Raw genomic sequence first — 16,111 nt, 5'->3', positions numbered from 1 at the left:
GGCGCTCAGAGGTAGTAGCGCGACACCGACTCGGCCACGCACACCGGCTTGTCGCCGCCCTCGCGCTCCACGGTGAAGGCCACGGACACCTGGACACCGCCGGTCACGTCCTCGACGCCGGTGATCTGCGCGGTGGCGCGCAGCCGTGAGCCGACCGGTACGGGGGCGGGGAAACGCACCTTGTTCGTCCCGTAGTTGACGCCCATCTTCACGCCTTCGACCTTGATCAGCTGCGGGCCGAAGAGCGGGAGCAGCGACAGGGTGAGGTAGCCGTGCGCGATCGTCGTGCCGAAGGGGCCGGTCGCGGCCTTCTCGGGGTCGACGTGGATCCACTGGTGGTCGCCGGTCGCCTCCGCGAAGAGGTCGACCCGCTTCTGCTCGATCTCGACCCAGTCGCTGTACCCCAGCTGCTCGCCCACCGCGGCCCGTAGTTCGTCGACCGTCGCGAACGTCCTCGGCTCTGCCATCTTCCCGACCTCCCACATCTCCATGTCTAAGCAACTGCTTAGCATGGTCGGGTACGGGGCGCATGTCAACGGACCGGACGTGTGACGAAGTAGGTAGGGCGGGTGACGCAGTAGGTAGGGTTGGAGGGGTGCCCCAGATCCCTGAGAAGATCCACGAGCTGACCGTCGGCCAGCTGTCGGCCCGCAGTGGCGCCGCCGTCTCCGCCCTGCACTTCTACGAGTCCAAGGGCCTGATCAGCAGCCGTCGCACCACCGGCAACCAGCGCCGCTACCACCGTGACGCGCTGCGCCGTGTCGCCTTCGTCCGGGCCGCCCAGCGTGTCGGCATCCCCCTCGCCACCATCCGCGAGGCGCTCGCCGAACTCCCCGAGGAGCGCACCCCGACGCGCGAGGACTGGGCCCGGCTGTCGGAGGCCTGGCGTTCCGAACTCGACGAGCGGATCAAGCAGTTGAGCCGGCTGCGGGATCACCTGACCGACTGCATCGGGTGCGGTTGTCTGTCCCTGGAGAACTGCGTGCTGTCCAACCCGGACGACGTCTTCGGCGAGCGCCAGGCGGGCTCCCGGCTCATGGTGGAGCGCGTCACCGCGCGGCCGGAGCCGCAGCGGTCACAAGGGGCGCAGGAGTCGCCGCGCGCGGCCGAAGAGTGCTGCTGAGGGCACCCCTCGGCCCGTCCCGTGGCCGGGCCGAGGGGTGCCCTTCGGTCTGCCTCGTGGCCGGGCCGAGGGTGCCCTTCGGTCTGCCCCGTGGCCGGGCGGAACCGCGGCTCCCGTGCCGCGACCGCCCGGACCCGTCACTCGTACTCCGTGCCGCCCTTGCGCGTCAGATACGCCGGGCTGACCGCCTTCGCGATGGCCCGGCCGCCGGTCACCGGGCTGTGGCGCTCGACGGCAGGGCGTATCACGACGCCTTCCCGCAGATGCAGTGCGCGTCCGGACACGGTCTCCCGGCCCGAGGCGAACTCCAGGACGCGGTCGATGTCGTACGGGCCCTCGTACAGCCGTGGCACCAGCGGCAGTTCCCCGTCGAGAAGCTCGGCCGCGTCCAGCCAGCGGACCTCGCCGGCGATCTCCGCGGACACGTCGAACACGGCGTGGCCGAGGGACTCGCGGCGCCCGTCGGCGCCGTACGACAGGTCCTGCACGCCCGCCCCGTACACCTCGCCGAAGATGCCGACCCGGCGGGCGCCGAGCCGTTCGGCGAGCCGGGCCGCGGCCGCCGCGACGCCGCGGGCGTGGACGGCACGCCAGTACAGATTGCGGGAGTCCTCCTTGAGGGCGAGGGACTTGGCACCGAAGCCCTTGGAGGAGACGTACACGCGGTCCCGGTCGGCGAGGTAGGTCAGCAGGCAGGCCGAGCCGTGCAGCTTCTCCGTCAGGACGACGTTCTCGCCCGGCGTGAAGATGTCCGGGTACCGCTGGATGTTCTCGATGTCGACCCAGGGCAGCAGATCGGGCGCGGACTCGACGTCTCCGTTCATGGTGGGCGGGATCGGCGGCACCCACTTGACGATGCCGAGCGCCTCGGCGAAGTCGGTGCCGTCCGCGGCGGCCCGCGCCAGGTCGACGTCGGCCAGCGCCTTCGGGCGGCAGACGATGCCCTGCGAGAGCTCACCGCGCAGGCGTACGGCCTTGACGCGGTCCGATCCGGGGCCCGCGAGGCGTCCGGTCAGACCCAGCTCCTCGATGAGCGTGGCGGGGAGCACGGACTGCTCGGGGATGTAGACGGCACTCTCGCCGGTGCGGTAGGCGCCCTTGGCGACGACGGCTCGGTACAGGCCCACCTGGGCCAGTTCGAGCGCGTCGGCGTTCGGATGCTCGTGGACGGTCAGCACTTCGGCGGTGACGCGCAGCGTCGACATCGGGACTCCTCGGGTTCCGCGGGTACCTCAACGGGGTTTCATCGAGCCCAACTGTCCTGAGGAGAAAGCGCTGGAGCGAGCGGATTCGCGCCTGCTAGCGTCGGATTCACAGGTCTGTACGCCCCGTCCGCACCCCGGCGAGGTCAGCGCCCCGCCAGGGGCGCGGGGAACTGCGCGCCCAGCCACGGACCATCCCGCGGCCGACGACTCACCCGCAGTCCCCGTAACCCGGCCGACCCCGAGCCTCATCCCGACCGGCGACCCCCGCCCCGCGCCCCCCGTTCAACCCGGCGGAGCGCTCACGCGGAGACGAGCAACCGCCCGCGCCTGGCCTCCGCCAGCGCCTCGGGCGTGAGGACGGGCCGCGGTACGACGATTCCGCAATCCGTGCAGACGGGACCCGACGACGGTTCGTGGGCCAGGTCGTACATCCAGGTGAGGCGCTCACCGGTGCAGACCGGGCAGACCGTGCCCGGCTCGCGCTCCAGCGCGGCGATCAGCCGGCGCAGCACCTCGGCCAGTGATTCGTGGGGGTGGATCCGCGGGTCGTCGCACCACGCGACGCCGAATCCGCCCCAGGTCAGCCGATGCCAGTCGTCCACGCTGCCCGGCCGGCGCAGCCCGTCGTGCTTCTCCTTCTTGCGGCGCTCGGCGAACTCGACCTCGTAGGCGAGCCAGACGGAACGGGCCTCCTCCAACTCGTCCAGTGCGGCCACGAGCCGCGCTGGATCGGGGGACCGGTCCTCGGGGCCGAACCCGGCCCGGGAGCAGAGATGGTCCCAGGTCGCCCGATGCCCGTAAGGGGCGAACCTCTCCAGGCACTTGCGCAGTGAATAGCGTCGCAGTGCCAGATCATTCCTCGGATCTCGCACCTGTCTCGCCAGACTCCGAAAACCCGCCATCGCCCTGCACCTCCGTCACACCTGCACCTGTACTTCGGTCACTTCGGCGTTGCCGTCCCAGGGACGTCGCCGAGTAGACGTATCGACACGCGATTCGGCTCCATCCAATTTCCGATGAGCGCCATAAGTCACCGACCGAACTTCCTCCGGCCTACCTCCCCTCGCTGTCAGCCACCTGTCGAAAAGCCCGCGGGCCGGGATGAGCGGGGTGTCGCCGGATCCGCATGGCCCGTCGATCTCTAAACGGCTCGTGACGTCCGAACAGCTCAGTGATCGTTGAAAAGTTGACGCATGTTCATCTTCCAACTCGGGGATACCGGCGGTAACGTCCGGCCCACCCCCGTCGGTAGGAGCAGCCATGCCACGGCGCACCCCACGCACCGCACTCGACAGACAGAGAACTCCCCGCAGATTCCCCAAGTTCCTGGGGGCGGCTTCCATCTGTGCTCTCATAGCCGCCCTGCTGTCCCCGCTGACCCAGGCGGCGGCCGCCGACAGCACGACCGCGCTCGCCGCCAACGACTACTGCGGCGGCCAGTGTTCCGACATCCTCCCGCCCGGTCAGAACGGCAACGCCACCCTCGCCCAGATCCTCCTCAACCAGGCCTTCGGCATCCAGCCCGACCACGCCGAGGACCAGCTCGGCCCCTACAACAACCTGGCCTCGGGCGCCGCCACGCTCACCGACGCCAAGATCAACGACTTCTTCAACGACGCGTCCTTCGGGGTCGCCTCCGACCAGGTCGCCTCCTCCACCGCGCCCGGCGGACGCACCGACGTGACGATCGTCCGCGACAAGAAGACCGGTGTGCCGCACATCACGGGCACCACCCGCTACGGCACCGAGTACGGCGCCGGGTACGCCGCCGCCCAGGACCGGCTGTGGCTGATGGACGTCTTCCGGCACGTCGGCCGCGGCCAGCTGACCTCCTTCGCCGGCGGGGCCTCCTCCAACCAGGGCCTGGAGCAGGAGTTCTGGCGCAACGCGCCCTACACTGAGGCCGATCTGCAGACCCAGATCGACAACGCCATCGCGAACAACGGCGCCCGCGGTCAGCAGGCCCTCGCCGACGCCAACGCCTACATCGACGGCATCAACGCCTACATCGACGCCTCCGACAGCGGCCGCTACTTCCCCGGTGAGTACGTCCTGACCGGCCACAAGGACTCCATCACCAACGCCGGCACCATCGACCACTTCAAGATCACCGACCTGGTCGCGCTGGCCTCCGTCATCGGCTCGCTCTTCGGCTCCGGAGGCGGCGGCGAGGTCAACAACGCCCTCTCGCTGCTGGCCGCCCAGTCCAAGTACGGCGTGACCGAGGGCACCAAGGTCTGGGAGTCCTTCCGCGAGCGCAACGACCCCGAGGCGGTGCTCACCGTCCACAACGGCGAGAGCTTCCCGTACGCCTCGAAGCCCGACACCGCGCAGGGCGAGGCCCTGCCCGACGCCGGCTCGGTGACGCAGGAGCCACTGGTCTACGACCGCACCGGCAGCGCGGCCACCGCCACGGCCACCGGCGCCTCGGCGACGGCGGCGGCCACCACCCTCACCTCCGCGAAGCGCGGGATGTCCAACGCCCTCGTGGTGAGCGGCAAGTACACCGCCAGCGGCCATCCCATCGCCGTCTTCGGGCCGCAGACCGGCTACTTCGCGCCACAGCTCCTCATGCTCCAGGAGATCCAGGGGCCGGGCCTCAGCGCGCGTGGCGCCTCCTTCGCGGGCCTGAGCATGTACGTCGAACTCGGCCGCGGCCAGGACTACTCCTGGAGCGCGACGACCTCCGGCCAGGACATCATCGACACGTACGCCGTCGAGCTGTGCCAGGACGACTACCACTACCTGTACCACGGCACCTGCACCGCCATGGACAAGGTCGAGCGGACCAACTCCTGGAAGCCCACCACGGCCGACGGGACCGCGGCGGGCTCGTACCGTATGCAGGTCTACCGGACCAAGTACGGTCCCGTGGAGTACCGCGCGACGGTCGGCGGCAAGAAGGTCGCGTACACGACCCTGCGTTCCTCCTACATGCACGAGGCCGACTCGATCATCGGCTTCCAGATGCTCAACGACCCGGACTACGTGAAGAGCCCGGGGACGTTCCAGAGCGCGGTGCAGCACATCAACTACACCTTCAACTGGTTCTACGCCGACTCCTCCCACACCGCGTACTACAACAGCGGTGACAACCCGGTGCGGGCGGCCGGCGTCGACGCCGAGTTCCCCGTCTGGGCGCAGGCCGCGTACGAGTGGCGGAACTGGGACCCGACGACGAACACCGCCTCGTACACCCCACCGTCCGCGCACCCCAACTCCATCGACCAGGACTACTACATCTCCTGGAACAACAAGCAGGCCAAGGACTACACCACGGCCCCCTGGGGAGACGGTTCCGTGCACCGCGGGAACCTCCTGGAGGACCGGGTGAAGAAGCTGGTCGCCGCGGGCGGGGTGACCAGGTCCTCGCTCACCAAGGCGATGGCCGACGCCGCGCTGGCCGATCTGCGGGCCGAGGACGTGCTGCCGAAGCTGCTGAAGGTCATCAACAGTTCGACGGTCACGGACACCACGGCCGCGGCGGCGGTGACCAAGCTCTCCGACTGGGTGACGGCCGGCGCCAAGCGCAAGGAGACCTCTGCCGGTTCGAAGGCCTACGCCAATGCCGACGCGATCCGCATCCTGGACGCCTGGTGGCCGCTGCTGGTGAAGGCCGAGTTCGAACCCGGTCTCGGCACCGACCTGTACACGGCCTTCTCCAACAACCTGCCCATCGACGAGTCCCCGTCGGCCGCGCACGGCCCGACCGGGGCGCACGCCGGAAGCTCCTTCCAGTACGGCTGGTGGAGCTATGTCGACAAGGACATCCGGGCGGTCCTCGGTGAGTCGGTGCAGGGCGGACTGTCGCAGAAGTACTGCGGCGGCGGCACCCTCAGCGCCTGCCGGGACGCCCTGATCAGCACGCTCAAGACGGCGGCCGGCCTGACCGCCGCCCAGGTCTACCCGGGCGACGACCAGTGCTCGGCGGGCGACCAGTGGTGTGCCGACTCGATCGTCCAGCGGACGCTCGGCGGTATCAAGCACGGCAAGATCACCTGGCAGAACCGGCCGACCTACCAGCAGGTGGTGGAGTACACGTCGCACCGGTGACCCCGGAGCGCGTCGCGGACTCCCGGCGGCGGGTCATCGAACGCGGCCCGCCGCCAGCACCACCTGGGCCAGCTCCCGGTGGCAGATGTCGCTGTGGGCCCCGCTCGGGGGCCCGCCGCGGTTCACCACCGCGCACGCGTCGACGTTCACGCATCCCGACACCGGAAGCTGCGCGCGCAGCGCGTCGGCGAGCGTGAACGTCTTCGTGCCCTCCACCGCCTGCACCCCGTCGTGTCCCATCGCGCCCCAGCGGGCACCCAGGAGGTGTCCGGGGTCGAGGTCGATCCCCAGCACCGAACGGTCGTCGTCCGCCATCCGGGAGGCCAGCGGATAGATCGTGCCGAGCGCCGTGTCGAAGTGGGAGTAGCAGCACACCAGAGGGCCGTCGACGCGGCTCTGCAGACCGTGCAGCGCGCCGCTCGCCCGCGGGTCGCCGGGCAGCGACGCGGCGAACGCGTAGTGCGAGAACGCCCCTTGGAGCAGTGTCACGGACTTCACCGCGCGCACGCCCTCGGGCAGTCCGCGCAGCGCGAAGGAGACCAGCCGTCCGCCGAAGCTGTGTCCGACCAGATGCACCCGCACCCCGGGCGCGGCGGTCGCGAGCTGCCCGAGCGCGCGCCCGAGCCCACGCTCACCCACCGTGCCCGCGCGCCGCTTCATGGCGTAGTAGGTGGCCTGGCGCAGCAGTTCACGCGCCCCGTCCCAGGGCCGCGGCAGGGCGAAGGTCTCGCCGGGGGCCGTCATTCCGGCCAGCGCCTCGGCGAACTCGCCGCACACCGTGGCCGTGTCCCCGAAGAGCATCGCGGGGTCGCCCTGCGGCGCGCCCTCCGCGAGCGTGTCCGCGGCGAAGGCGGCCTGCGGTCCCTGGGGTGATACCTCCACGAGCAACCGCACCAGTCGCCCGAACTCCTCCAACGAGGCTCCCTCGTCCGGCTGTTGGTCCAGCAGGCGCGCGAGCTGCTCGACGACCGTCGCTCGGCCCGGGAACACCTCCAGGAGCGCGTGCCGGGTGTCCTTGTCGAGCGCGGTGCGGGCGGCGGCGGGCACGTCGGCGGGGACGGCGGCGGCCACCGACCGGGGGAAGTCGGGGATCGGTTCGTCCGAGAACCGCATCGAGGGCCACACCACACCGACGTAGCCCAGGCGCGCGTGCGGCGCGAGATCCGGCACGGGCGCGAAGAACTGGCTGTAGAGGCGGGTCGCGCCGGAGCGGTCGTTGTTCCAGCCGTGCGCGAAGACGATCAGATCACGCACTCCGCGCCGGGGCACCTCCGCGAGCAGCCGGTCCCTTTCCCGGCCGTCCACGTCCCCGTCCGCGTCGAAGGTCAGCTCCCAGTAGGGAGAAACACTGACTGCCGGATCCGCCATGGCAAGCCCCCTCGTCCCCCGAAGGCGGTGCGATGTGGGCGCATCGTCCTACCGGGGGCGAAGATTGGCCATACGTCATGACTGAACCGCGGAAAAGAAGTTCTTTCCGCTCATCCGTAGAGAAGATATTCCTTCCGGATTCTTTGGAAGGCCTTCAGTTCGTCCTGCCAGGCGGCCACGATCTCGTCGGTCGTCGCACCCGCGTCGATCATCGTGCGCACCTTGGCGGAGCCGGTCAGCTTGTCGATCCAGTTGTCCGAGCGCCAGGCGAAGCCGCTCCAGACCTTCTTGGCGGTCACCAGGAGGGCGATTCCGGTGCGGACGGGGTCGTACGCGGCCCGGTCGTCCACATGGATCTGCACGCCGCCGATCGTCTTTCCCTGGAACTTGGAGAAGGTCGGCGCGAAGTACGCCTCCCTGAAGCGCACGCCCGGGACCTTGAGCCGGTTCGCCTCCAGAGCCCATCGGCCGTCGATGCCCTCCGCGCCCAGCAGCTCGAAGGGACGGGTCGTGCCGCGCCCCTCCGACAGGTTCGTCCCCTCGAAGAGACACGTTCCGGAGTACACCAGGGCGGTGTCGGCCGTCGGCATGTTCGGGCTCGGCGGCACCCACGGCAGACCGGAGGCGTCGTAGAAGTCCGACCGCTTCCAGCCCGACATCAGTACGGTGGTCAGCTCCACCGGCGCCGCCAGGAACTCCCCGTTGAACAGCCGCGCGAGCTCCGCCACCGTCATCCCGTGCGCCTGCGCGATGGGCTGCCGCCCGACGAACGTCGCGAACTCCTTGTGCAGCACCGGGCCCTGGGCGGCCCGTCCGGTCACCGGGTTCGGCCGGTCCAGCACCACGAAGCGCTTGCCCGCGAGCCGGGCCGCCTCCATGCAGTCGTACAGCGTCCAGATGTACGTGTAGAAACGCGCGCCCACGTCCTGGATGTCGAAGACGACGGTGTCCACGCCGGAGGCGGTGAAGACGTCGGCGAGGGGCTTGCCGCTCTTGAGATACGTGTCGTAGACCGGGAGCCCGGTCGCCGGGTCGTCGTAGCGGCCCTCGGAGCCGCCGGCCTGCGCGGTGCCGCGGAATCCGTGTTCCGGGCCGAAGACGGCGGTCAGCTCGACGTGGGGGTCGGCGTGCATGACGTCGACGATGTGGCGAACGTCTCTGGTGACGCCGGTGGGGTTCGTGACGACGCCGACACGCCGGCCGTGGAGGGTGGCGTAGCCGCTTGCCTGGAGCTGCTCGAAGCCGGTGCGCAGGGGGTCGGCACGGGAGGTCGTCGTGGTGGGGGCGGTGCGGGTGGTGCGGGTCGCCGCGAAGGCGGCCGTGGCGGTGGCTGTGGCTGTCAGGAGGGCTCGGCGGGAGAGGCGCATGGGGGGACCTCCGTGATCGCGGAACGTTGGCATCGGCACGTTATGCGCTCCCGCGGACGGTTCGTAAGCGGCAGGCCGTAAGTGGCTGGTCGCGCCCACGCGACGGAGCCGCACATGTCGAGCCCCGCGCCCCTGAAGAGGCGCTCCCGCGGGCCGGAGCTGTCAAAGGGCCCTTCCCCTGCTACATACCGACTGGTTAGTCTGGGGTCGCAGCTGAGCCGTGTTGTGTCGCGTCGTGTCGAAGGAGACCGATGGTGGAAGCCGTGCAGGATGCGGGAGTGGTCGTCACCGGGGCCGGAGGCGGCATCGGGGCCGCACTGGCCCGTCGTTTCGCCGCCGAGGGGGCCCGGGTCGTCGTCAACGACCTGGACGCCGCCAAGGCGAAGGCCGTGGCCGAGGAGATCGGGGCGATCGCGGTTCCCGGCGACGCGTCCACCATCGTGGCCGAGGCCCGGGACGCCCTCGGGGGCACCATCGACGTCTACTGCGCCAACGCGGGCCTCCCCTCGGCCGGCAGTGAGTCGGCCGACGAGAAGGTCTGGGCGCTCGCCTGGGACGTCAACGTGATGGCGCACGTCCGGGCGGCCCAGGAGCTGCTCCCGGCCTGGCTGGAGCGCGGCAGCGGCCGGTTCGTCTCCACCGTCTCCGCCGCCGGACTGCTCACCATGATCGGCGCCGCGCCCTACAGCGTCACCAAGCACGGCGCGTACGCCTTCGCCGAGTGGCTGTCGCTGACGTACCGCCACCGCGGCGTGAAGGTGCACGCGATCTGCCCGCAGGGCGTGCGCACCGACATGCTCGACGCCACCGGCAGCGCGGGCGACCTGGTCCTCCAGCCCACCGCCATCGAGCCGGAGACCGTCGCCGACGCGCTGTTCGCGGGGATCGAGGAGGACCGCTTCCTGATCCTGCCGCACCCCGAGGTCGCCGGGTACTACCAGGTGCGGGCCGCCGAACCGGACCGCTGGCTGACGAACATGAACCACATCCAGCAGAAGTGGGAGGCGACCCGGTGACCACCTACGCCGACCGGCCCTGGGTGGCCCTCCTCAATGACGCCCAGAGCGGCCCGGTGAGCCCGGCCGACTCCCTGGTGCACGCCCTGCGCGGTGCCGTGGCGGACGCTCCGGACCGCTCCGCGCTCGCCTACTTCGACGGGCGGCTGAGCTACCGCGAGGTGGACGAGCTGAGCGACTCCGTCGCCGGGCACCTCGCCGCCCGCGGTCTGGAGCGCGGCGACCGCGTCGCGATCCTGCTCCAGAACTCCCCGCACTTCGTGCTCGCGCTGCTCGGCGCCTGGAAGGCGGGCGCGACCGTCGTGCCGGTCAACCCGATGTACAAGTCGGGCGAGGTCCGCCACGTCCTGCACGACGCGGACGTACGCGCCCTGGTGTGCTCCGACCGCGCGTGGGAGTCGTATCTGCGCGAGACGGCCGCCGACTCGGCCGTGAGCGTCGTCCTCACCGGATGTGAGTTGGATTTCCAGACCCGGGGCGACGCGCGGGTGCTGACCTTCGAGCGACTGCCGCAGGCCGCGGACGCCGACGATCTGGTGGCGGTCGCCCGGGCGGGTCACAAGGCCCCCGCGGGGCGTGACGCGGAGCCCTCCGACATCGCGCTGATCAGCTACACCTCGGGGACGAGCGGCACCCCCAAGGGGGCCACCAACACGCACGGCAACATCATGTACAACGCCGAGCGGCAGCGGACGGGCCTCGGGCTGCCGGAGGCGCCCGTCTACTTCGCGATGGCGCCCCTGTTCCACATCACCGGGATGGTCTGCCAGCTCGCCGCCTGCCTCGACAGCGGGGGCACGCTGGTCCTCGCCTACCGCTTCGAGGCGGGGGTCGTCCTCGACGCGTTCGCCGAGCACAGGCCGCAGTACACGGTCGGCCCGTCGACCGCCTTCATGGCACTCGCGGCGCATCCGGCGGTCACGCCGGACCACTTCGCCTCCTTCGTGAACATCTCCTCGGGCGGCGCGCCACTGCCGCCGGCCCTGGTGGAGAAGTTCCGGGCCGGCTTCGGGCCCTACATCCGCAACGGCTACGGACTCACCGAGTGCACCGCGCCCTGCGCCTCCGTACCGCCGGGCCGGGAGGCTCCCGTCGACCCGGTCTCGGGCACGCTGGCCGTCGGTGTGCCGGGCCCCGACACGGTCGTACGCATCGTCGACGACCAGGGCCAGGAGGTGCCCTTCGGTGAACAGGGCGAGATCCTCGTACGGGGCCCCCAGGTCGTGCCCGGTTACTGGCGCCGCCCCGAAGCCACCGCCGAGACCTTCCCGGACGGTGAGCTGCGCACCGGCGACATCGGCTTCATGGACCCCGAAGGCTGGCTCTACGTGGTCGACCGCAAGAAGGACATGATCAACGCGTCGGGCTTCAAGGTGTGGCCCCGCGAGGTCGAGGACGTGCTCTACACGCACCCCTCGGTCCGGGAGGCGGCCGTCGTCGGCATCCCCGACGGCTACCGCGGCGAGACCGTGAAGGCCTACATCAGCCTGCGGCCCGGCGCGGACGAGGACCCCGACGCGCTCGCCGCGTACTGCAAGGAGAGACTGGCCGCCTACAAGTATCCGCGGCATGTGGAGATCCTGCCCGAGCTGCCGAAGACGGCGAGTGGCAAGATCCTCCGACGGGAACTGCGTTCCCGTCCCCAGGACTCTCAGTAGACGAGCAGCAGACGACGCGTTTCACCGGACAACGCTTGAAAGGCAGGTGGCGGCAGTGCCCAGGACGACGGACGGAGACGGTACGCCCGTCCCGCAGCGGCTCTTGGCCGCCGCCACCAGGCTCTTCGCGGAGCAGGGCTACGACCGCACATCCGTGCAGGAGATCGTGGAGGCGGCGGGCGTCACCAAGGGTGCGCTGTACCACTACTTCGGCTCCAAGGACGACCTCCTGCACGAGGTGTACGCGCGCGTGCTGCGGCTTCAGCAGGAGCGGCTGGACGCGTTCGCCGATGCCGACGCGCCGGTCGAGGAGCGGTTGAGGGGTGCCGCCGCCGACGTCGTCGTCACCACGATCGACAACCTCGACGACGCGGCGATCTTCTTCCGCTCCATGCACCACCTCAGCCCCGAGAAGGACAAGCAGGTGCGCGCCGAGCGCCGCCGCTACCACGAACGCTTCCGCGCGCTCGTGGAGGAGGGCCAGAAGAAGGGCGTCTTCTCCACCGCCACCCCGGCCGACCTGGTCGTCGACTACCACTTCGGCTCGGTGCACCACCTGTCGACCTGGTACCGCCCCGACGGCCCCCTCACCCCCCAGGAGGTCGCCGACCACCTGGCCGACCTGCTGCTGCGGGCGCTGCGGCCATAGCCTTTCGGCCGCGGATGGGCCGGGCCCTTCAGGGGCGCGGGGAACTGCGCGATCTTTTGCGGGGGTCTGTGGGGGCGCAGCCCCCAGGGGACGGGAACGGGTAGGGGCGGCGGGGGCGAAAAAGCCCCTCACCGCCCCACCCGACCGGACGGTCAGACGTACTTCTTGATCTCCCGTCGCGCCAGCGACCGCTGGTGCACCTCGTCCGGGCCGTCCGCGAGCTTCAGCGTCCGTGCGCTCGCCCACAGCTCGGCGAGCGGGAAGTCCTGGCTGACACCGCCCGCGCCGTGCAGCTGGACCGCCTTGTCGAGGATGTCCACGACCGTGCGCGGGGTGGCGATCTTGATGGCCTGGATCTCGGTGTGGGCGCCCCTGTTGCCGACGGTGTCCATCATCCAGGCGGTCTTCAGGACCAGCAGACGCAGCTGTTCGACGGCGACGCGCGCGTCCGCGATCCAGTTCTGGACCACGCCCTGCTGGGCGAGCGGCTTGCCGAAGGCAGTACGGGACACGGCCCGGCGGCACATCAGCTCGATCGCCCGCTCGGCCATGCCGATCAGCCGCATGCAGTGGTGGATGCGGCCCGGGCCGAGCCGCGCCTGGGCGATGGCGAAACCGCCGCCCTCCTCGCCGACGAGGTTGCTCACCGGGACGCGGACATGGTCGAAGACGACCTCGGCGTGCCCGCCGTGGGAGTGGTCCTCGTAGCCGTACACCTGCATGGCGCGCCGGACTTCGAGACCCGGGGTGTCGCGCGGGACCAGGACCATGGACTGCTGGCGGCGGATGTCCGGCCCGTCCGGGTCCGTCTTGCCCATCACGATGAAGATCTTGCAGTCCGGGTTCATCGCCCCGGAGATGTACCACTTGCGGCCGGTGATCACGTACTCGTCACCGTCGCGTTCGATGAGGGTCGTGATGTTGGTGGCGTCGGAGGAGGCCACCTCCGGCTCGGTCATCGCGAACGCCGAGCGGATCTCGCCGGCGAGCAGCGGCTCCAGCCACTGCTTCTTCTGCTGCTCGTCGCCGAACTGCGCGAGCACCTCCATGTTGCCGGTGTCCGGCGCGGCGCAGTTCAGCGCGGTGGGCGCCAAGTGCGGGCTGCGGCCGGTGATCTCGGCGAGCGGCGCGTACTGGAGGTTGGTCAGCCCGGCGCCGTACTGCGCGTCGGGCAGGAAGAGGTTCCACAGGCCCTGCCTGCGGGCCTCCGCCTTCAACTCCCCGACCACGGCGGGCGTGTCCCACGGCGAGGCCAGCCGGGCGCGCTGCTCCTCCGCCACCGCTTCCGCCGGGTAGACGTACTCGTCCATGAAGGCGAGCAGCTTCCCGCGCAGTTCCTCGGTACGCGCGTCGAATGCGAAGTCCATCTCGGATCAGCCTTCCTGAAGAGTGGTCAGACCGTGCTCGATGAAGAACGGGACCAGTTCACCGATGCGGTCGAAGCCGGCGCCGACCGTCTGGCCGAGCGTGTAGCGGTAGTGGATGCCCTCCAGGATCACGGCGAGCTTGAACCAGGCGAACGCCGTGTACCAGGCGACGTCGGACACGTCGCGCCCCGAGCGCGCGGCGTACCGTTCGACGATCTCGGCCGGGTCCGGGTGCCCGGCGGCCGAGGCGGTCGTGCTGATGGGGGAGTCGGGCAGGTCCAGCGGCGCGCTGTACATCACCAGCAGGCCCAGGTCGGTGAGCGGATCGCCGAGCGTGGACATCTCCCAGTCCAGGATCGCCTTGATCCGGTCGTCCTCGCCGATCAGCACGTTGTCGAGCCGGTAGTCGCCGTGCACGACGGAGGGCGCGGGGGAGTGCGGCAGCTCACGGCCGAGGGCGGCGTGCAGTTCGTCGATCCCGGCGAGCTCACGGTTCCTGGAGGCGTCCAGCTGCTTGCCCCAGCGGCGCAGCTGCCGGTCGAGGAAGCCCTCGGGGCGCCCGAAGTCGGCGAGGCCCACGGCTGCGGGGTCGACGGCGTGCAGTTCGACGAGCGTGTCGACGAGCCCGAGCACCGCGTCCCGGGTGCGCTCCGGGCCGAGCGGGGCCAGCTGCTCGGCGGTGCGGTACGGGGTGCCGACCACGAACTCCATGACGTAGAAGGGCGCGCCCAGCACCTCCTCGTCCTCGCACAGCAGGACCGGACGCGGCACGGGGACGGCGGTCGGGTGCAGCGCGCTGATGACGCGGTGCTCGCGCTTCATGTCGTGCGCGGTGGCCAGTACGTGCCCGAGCGGGGGCCGTCGGACGACCCAGCTCGTGGTGCCGTCCGTGACCGCGTACGTGAGGTTCGACCGTCCGCCCTCGATCAGCCGGCCGGTCAGCGGGCCGTGCACCAGACCGGGCCGCTCGCCGTCGAGCAGACCGCGCAGTCGGTCGAGGTCGAGACCTGGCGGGTGGTCGGGACTCATCATTTCTCCTGCACGCCGGGAAACGGGACGTGACCATGATGCCGACCAGTCGGTATGTCGTCCAGCGCCGGGACGAAACGTGATCGGCGTCTCCCTCCGGGAGCCGGGGGAGACGCCGGGCGTGCTCGCGCCTAGTGGTCGTCCCAGTGGCCGTCGTGCTCGGCGTGGCGGTGGCCGTCGTGCAGGTAGTCGACGTGGTCGCCGTGCGCGACCGCCGGGTGCCCGCAGCCCTCGCCGTGCCGGTGGCCGTGCTCGCCGTGCGCCGTGTGGCCGCTCGGCTCGCACTCGTCCCAGTGTCCGGAGTGCTCCCGGTGCAGATGTCCGTCGTGCGCGTAGTCGACGTGGTCCCCGTGCGGCACGGCGGTGTGCCCGCAGTCCGGGCCGTGGGTGTGCTCGTGGGTCGGATGCTCCAGGTGAAGGGTGGTCATGGTGCTCACCTTCGTGAGTGGCGTGGAATGACGGCTCAGGCTAACGCCAGAAAGAACCGCATTCATCGCCATTTGCGTCGTTCCGCCCCATTTGATCCGGATCAGAACACCAGTGCCACCGCGCACACGGCGAGGGCGACCGTGCACAGGGTCGCCGCGGTCGCGTGCCGCGGCGTGAGGGCGGGCGGACCGTCGGTGCCGGACGTCGAGAGCACCCGGATGCGCCGGTGCGCGAGCGCCAGGAAGCCCAGCCAGAGCGCGCAGCACAGGGCGCAGGCCGCCACGTCGGTCGCCGACGGGCCGCCGTGCAGCGCCGCCTTCGCCGCGAGGACCGCGGCGACGGTGCTCGACAGGGTCGTACGCCGCCACGCGAGCCGCGTACGCTCCGGCTGCAGCCCCGGGTCCCGCTCGGGACGGTGCTGGGGGCGGCCGGGCACGGTCACCCTTCCCAGCCGACGAGGACGACGACGACCATCGCGACGGCCACGATCGCGACGGCGATGCTCAGCAGTGCCGGGAAGCGCGACACGGGAAGGTCCTCCCCGCGGCGCATCGCGCGCTCGCAGCGCACCCAGTGATTGACGGCGCGCAGCGAGCAGAGCACGCCCGCCGCCAGCAGGGCCAGCGCGAGGCCGACCCGCCAGCCCCAGCGCAGGTCCGGCAGGAACTGATCCACGGCGAAACCGCCGCCGATCAGCGCCAGCGCGGTGCGCAGCCAGGCGAGGAAGGTCCGCTCGTTCGCCAGCGAGAACCGGTAGTCGGGCGTGACGCCCTCCTGCCGGACCTCCTCGGGCGCGAACCACAGCCGGACGTTCCGTACGAATTCGATCACGCCATCGACCCTACCG

General features: G+C 70.7%; 15 protein-coding genes. 5 read left to right on the top strand and 10 right to left on the bottom strand.

Annotated elements, in window-relative coordinates:
* Nucleotides 1-5: 5 nt before the first annotated feature.
* Nucleotides 6-467, bottom strand: a complete 462-nt coding sequence (locus FNV62_RS13880; protein ID WP_054231208.1) for a MaoC family dehydratase — start codon at nt 465-467, stop codon at nt 6-8.
* 128 nt (nt 468-595) lie between these two features.
* Here FNV62_RS13880 and soxR point away from each other — a divergent pair, with 128 nt between their 5' ends.
* Nucleotides 596-1,123: a redox-sensitive transcriptional activator SoxR gene (gene soxR, locus FNV62_RS13875; RefSeq protein WP_097284022.1), complete on the top strand. Its 528-nt coding sequence runs from the start codon at nt 596-598 to the stop codon at nt 1,121-1,123.
* A 137-nt stretch (nt 1,124-1,260) separates the two neighbouring features.
* On the opposite strand, the gene FNV62_RS13870 is transcribed toward soxR, so the two are convergent.
* Nucleotides 1,261-2,328: an RNA ligase (ATP) gene (locus FNV62_RS13870; protein WP_143612917.1), complete on the bottom strand. Its 1,068-nt coding sequence runs from the start codon at nt 2,326-2,328 to the stop codon at nt 1,261-1,263.
* Between the two features lie 299 nt (nt 2,329-2,627).
* Complete coding sequence (locus tag FNV62_RS13865) at nt 2,628-3,230, bottom strand: hypothetical protein (RefSeq protein ID WP_097284020.1); 603 nt, start codon at nt 3,228-3,230, stop codon at nt 2,628-2,630.
* A gap of 358 nt (nt 3,231-3,588) precedes the next feature.
* Here FNV62_RS13865 and FNV62_RS13860 point away from each other — a divergent pair, with 358 nt between their 5' ends.
* Complete coding sequence (locus FNV62_RS13860) at nt 3,589-6,381, top strand: penicillin acylase family protein (protein WP_054231100.1); 2,793 nt, start codon at nt 3,589-3,591, stop codon at nt 6,379-6,381.
* Between the two features lie 33 nt (nt 6,382-6,414).
* Here FNV62_RS13860 and FNV62_RS13855 read toward each other — a convergent pair whose 3' ends face one another.
* On the bottom strand, nt 6,415-7,749 hold the full coding sequence (locus FNV62_RS13855) for a serine-threonine protein kinase (protein WP_097284019.1): 1,335 nt from the start codon (nt 7,747-7,749) through the stop codon (nt 6,415-6,417).
* A gap of 110 nt (nt 7,750-7,859) precedes the next feature.
* A complete protein-coding gene (locus FNV62_RS13850) occupies nt 7,860-9,116 on the bottom strand; it encodes an exo-beta-N-acetylmuramidase NamZ domain-containing protein (RefSeq protein WP_054231102.1) in 1,257 nt (418 codons plus the stop codon).
* Between the two features lie 251 nt (nt 9,117-9,367).
* Between FNV62_RS13850 and FNV62_RS13845 the strand changes: the two genes are divergently transcribed.
* From FNV62_RS13845 to FNV62_RS13835, 3 genes are read left to right on the top strand one after another with little or no spacing between them, the layout of a single operon-like run.
* On the top strand, nt 9,368-10,132 hold the full coding sequence (locus FNV62_RS13845) for an SDR family oxidoreductase (protein ID WP_054231103.1): 765 nt from the start codon (nt 9,368-9,370) through the stop codon (nt 10,130-10,132).
* Entirely contained in the window at nt 10,129-11,790 is a 1,662-nt protein-coding gene (locus tag FNV62_RS13840; RefSeq protein WP_143601187.1) for a class I adenylate-forming enzyme family protein, read from the top strand. The genes FNV62_RS13845 and FNV62_RS13840 overlap by 4 nt, the downstream gene beginning before the upstream one ends.
* Before the next feature lie 55 nt (nt 11,791-11,845).
* Nucleotides 11,846-12,439: a TetR/AcrR family transcriptional regulator gene (locus tag FNV62_RS13835; RefSeq protein WP_054231210.1), complete on the top strand. Its 594-nt coding sequence runs from the start codon at nt 11,846-11,848 to the stop codon at nt 12,437-12,439.
* Nucleotides 12,440-12,591: 152 nt separating this feature from the next.
* On the opposite strand, the gene FNV62_RS13830 is transcribed toward FNV62_RS13835, so the two are convergent.
* From FNV62_RS13830 to FNV62_RS13810, 5 genes are all read right to left on the bottom strand, one after another.
* Nucleotides 12,592-13,806 carry an acyl-CoA dehydrogenase family protein gene (locus FNV62_RS13830; protein ID WP_060898795.1) on the bottom strand — a complete coding sequence of 405 codons (1,215 nt, stop codon included), beginning with the start codon at nt 13,804-13,806 and terminating at the stop codon, nt 12,592-12,594.
* A 6-nt stretch (nt 13,807-13,812) separates the two neighbouring features.
* Nucleotides 13,813-14,835, bottom strand: a complete 1,023-nt coding sequence (locus tag FNV62_RS13825) for a phosphotransferase family protein (protein ID WP_060898796.1) — start codon at nt 14,833-14,835, stop codon at nt 13,813-13,815.
* 131 nt (nt 14,836-14,966) lie between these two features.
* On the bottom strand, nt 14,967-15,263 hold the full coding sequence (locus FNV62_RS13820; protein WP_054231106.1) for a hypothetical protein: 297 nt from the start codon (nt 15,261-15,263) through the stop codon (nt 14,967-14,969).
* 101 nt (nt 15,264-15,364) lie between these two features.
* Nucleotides 15,365-15,706, bottom strand: coding sequence for a DUF202 domain-containing protein (locus FNV62_RS13815; protein ID WP_225900255.1), 342 nt, complete (start codon nt 15,704-15,706; stop codon nt 15,365-15,367).
* Nucleotides 15,703-16,095 (bottom strand): YidH family protein, encoded by a 393-nt coding sequence (locus tag FNV62_RS13810; protein ID WP_054231108.1) that lies wholly within the window; start codon nt 16,093-16,095, stop codon nt 15,703-15,705. The genes FNV62_RS13815 and FNV62_RS13810 overlap by 4 nt, the downstream gene beginning before the upstream one ends.
* Between the last annotated feature and the right edge of the window lie 16 nt (nt 16,096-16,111).

Origin of the sequence: Streptomyces sp. RLB3-17, from assembly GCF_007113425.2 — a bacterium.
In the GTDB taxonomy this organism is placed as follows: domain Bacteria; phylum Actinomycetota; class Actinomycetes; order Streptomycetales; family Streptomycetaceae; genus Streptomyces; species Streptomyces mirabilis_D.
This window is presented reverse-complemented; position numbering and strand designations above follow the sequence as displayed.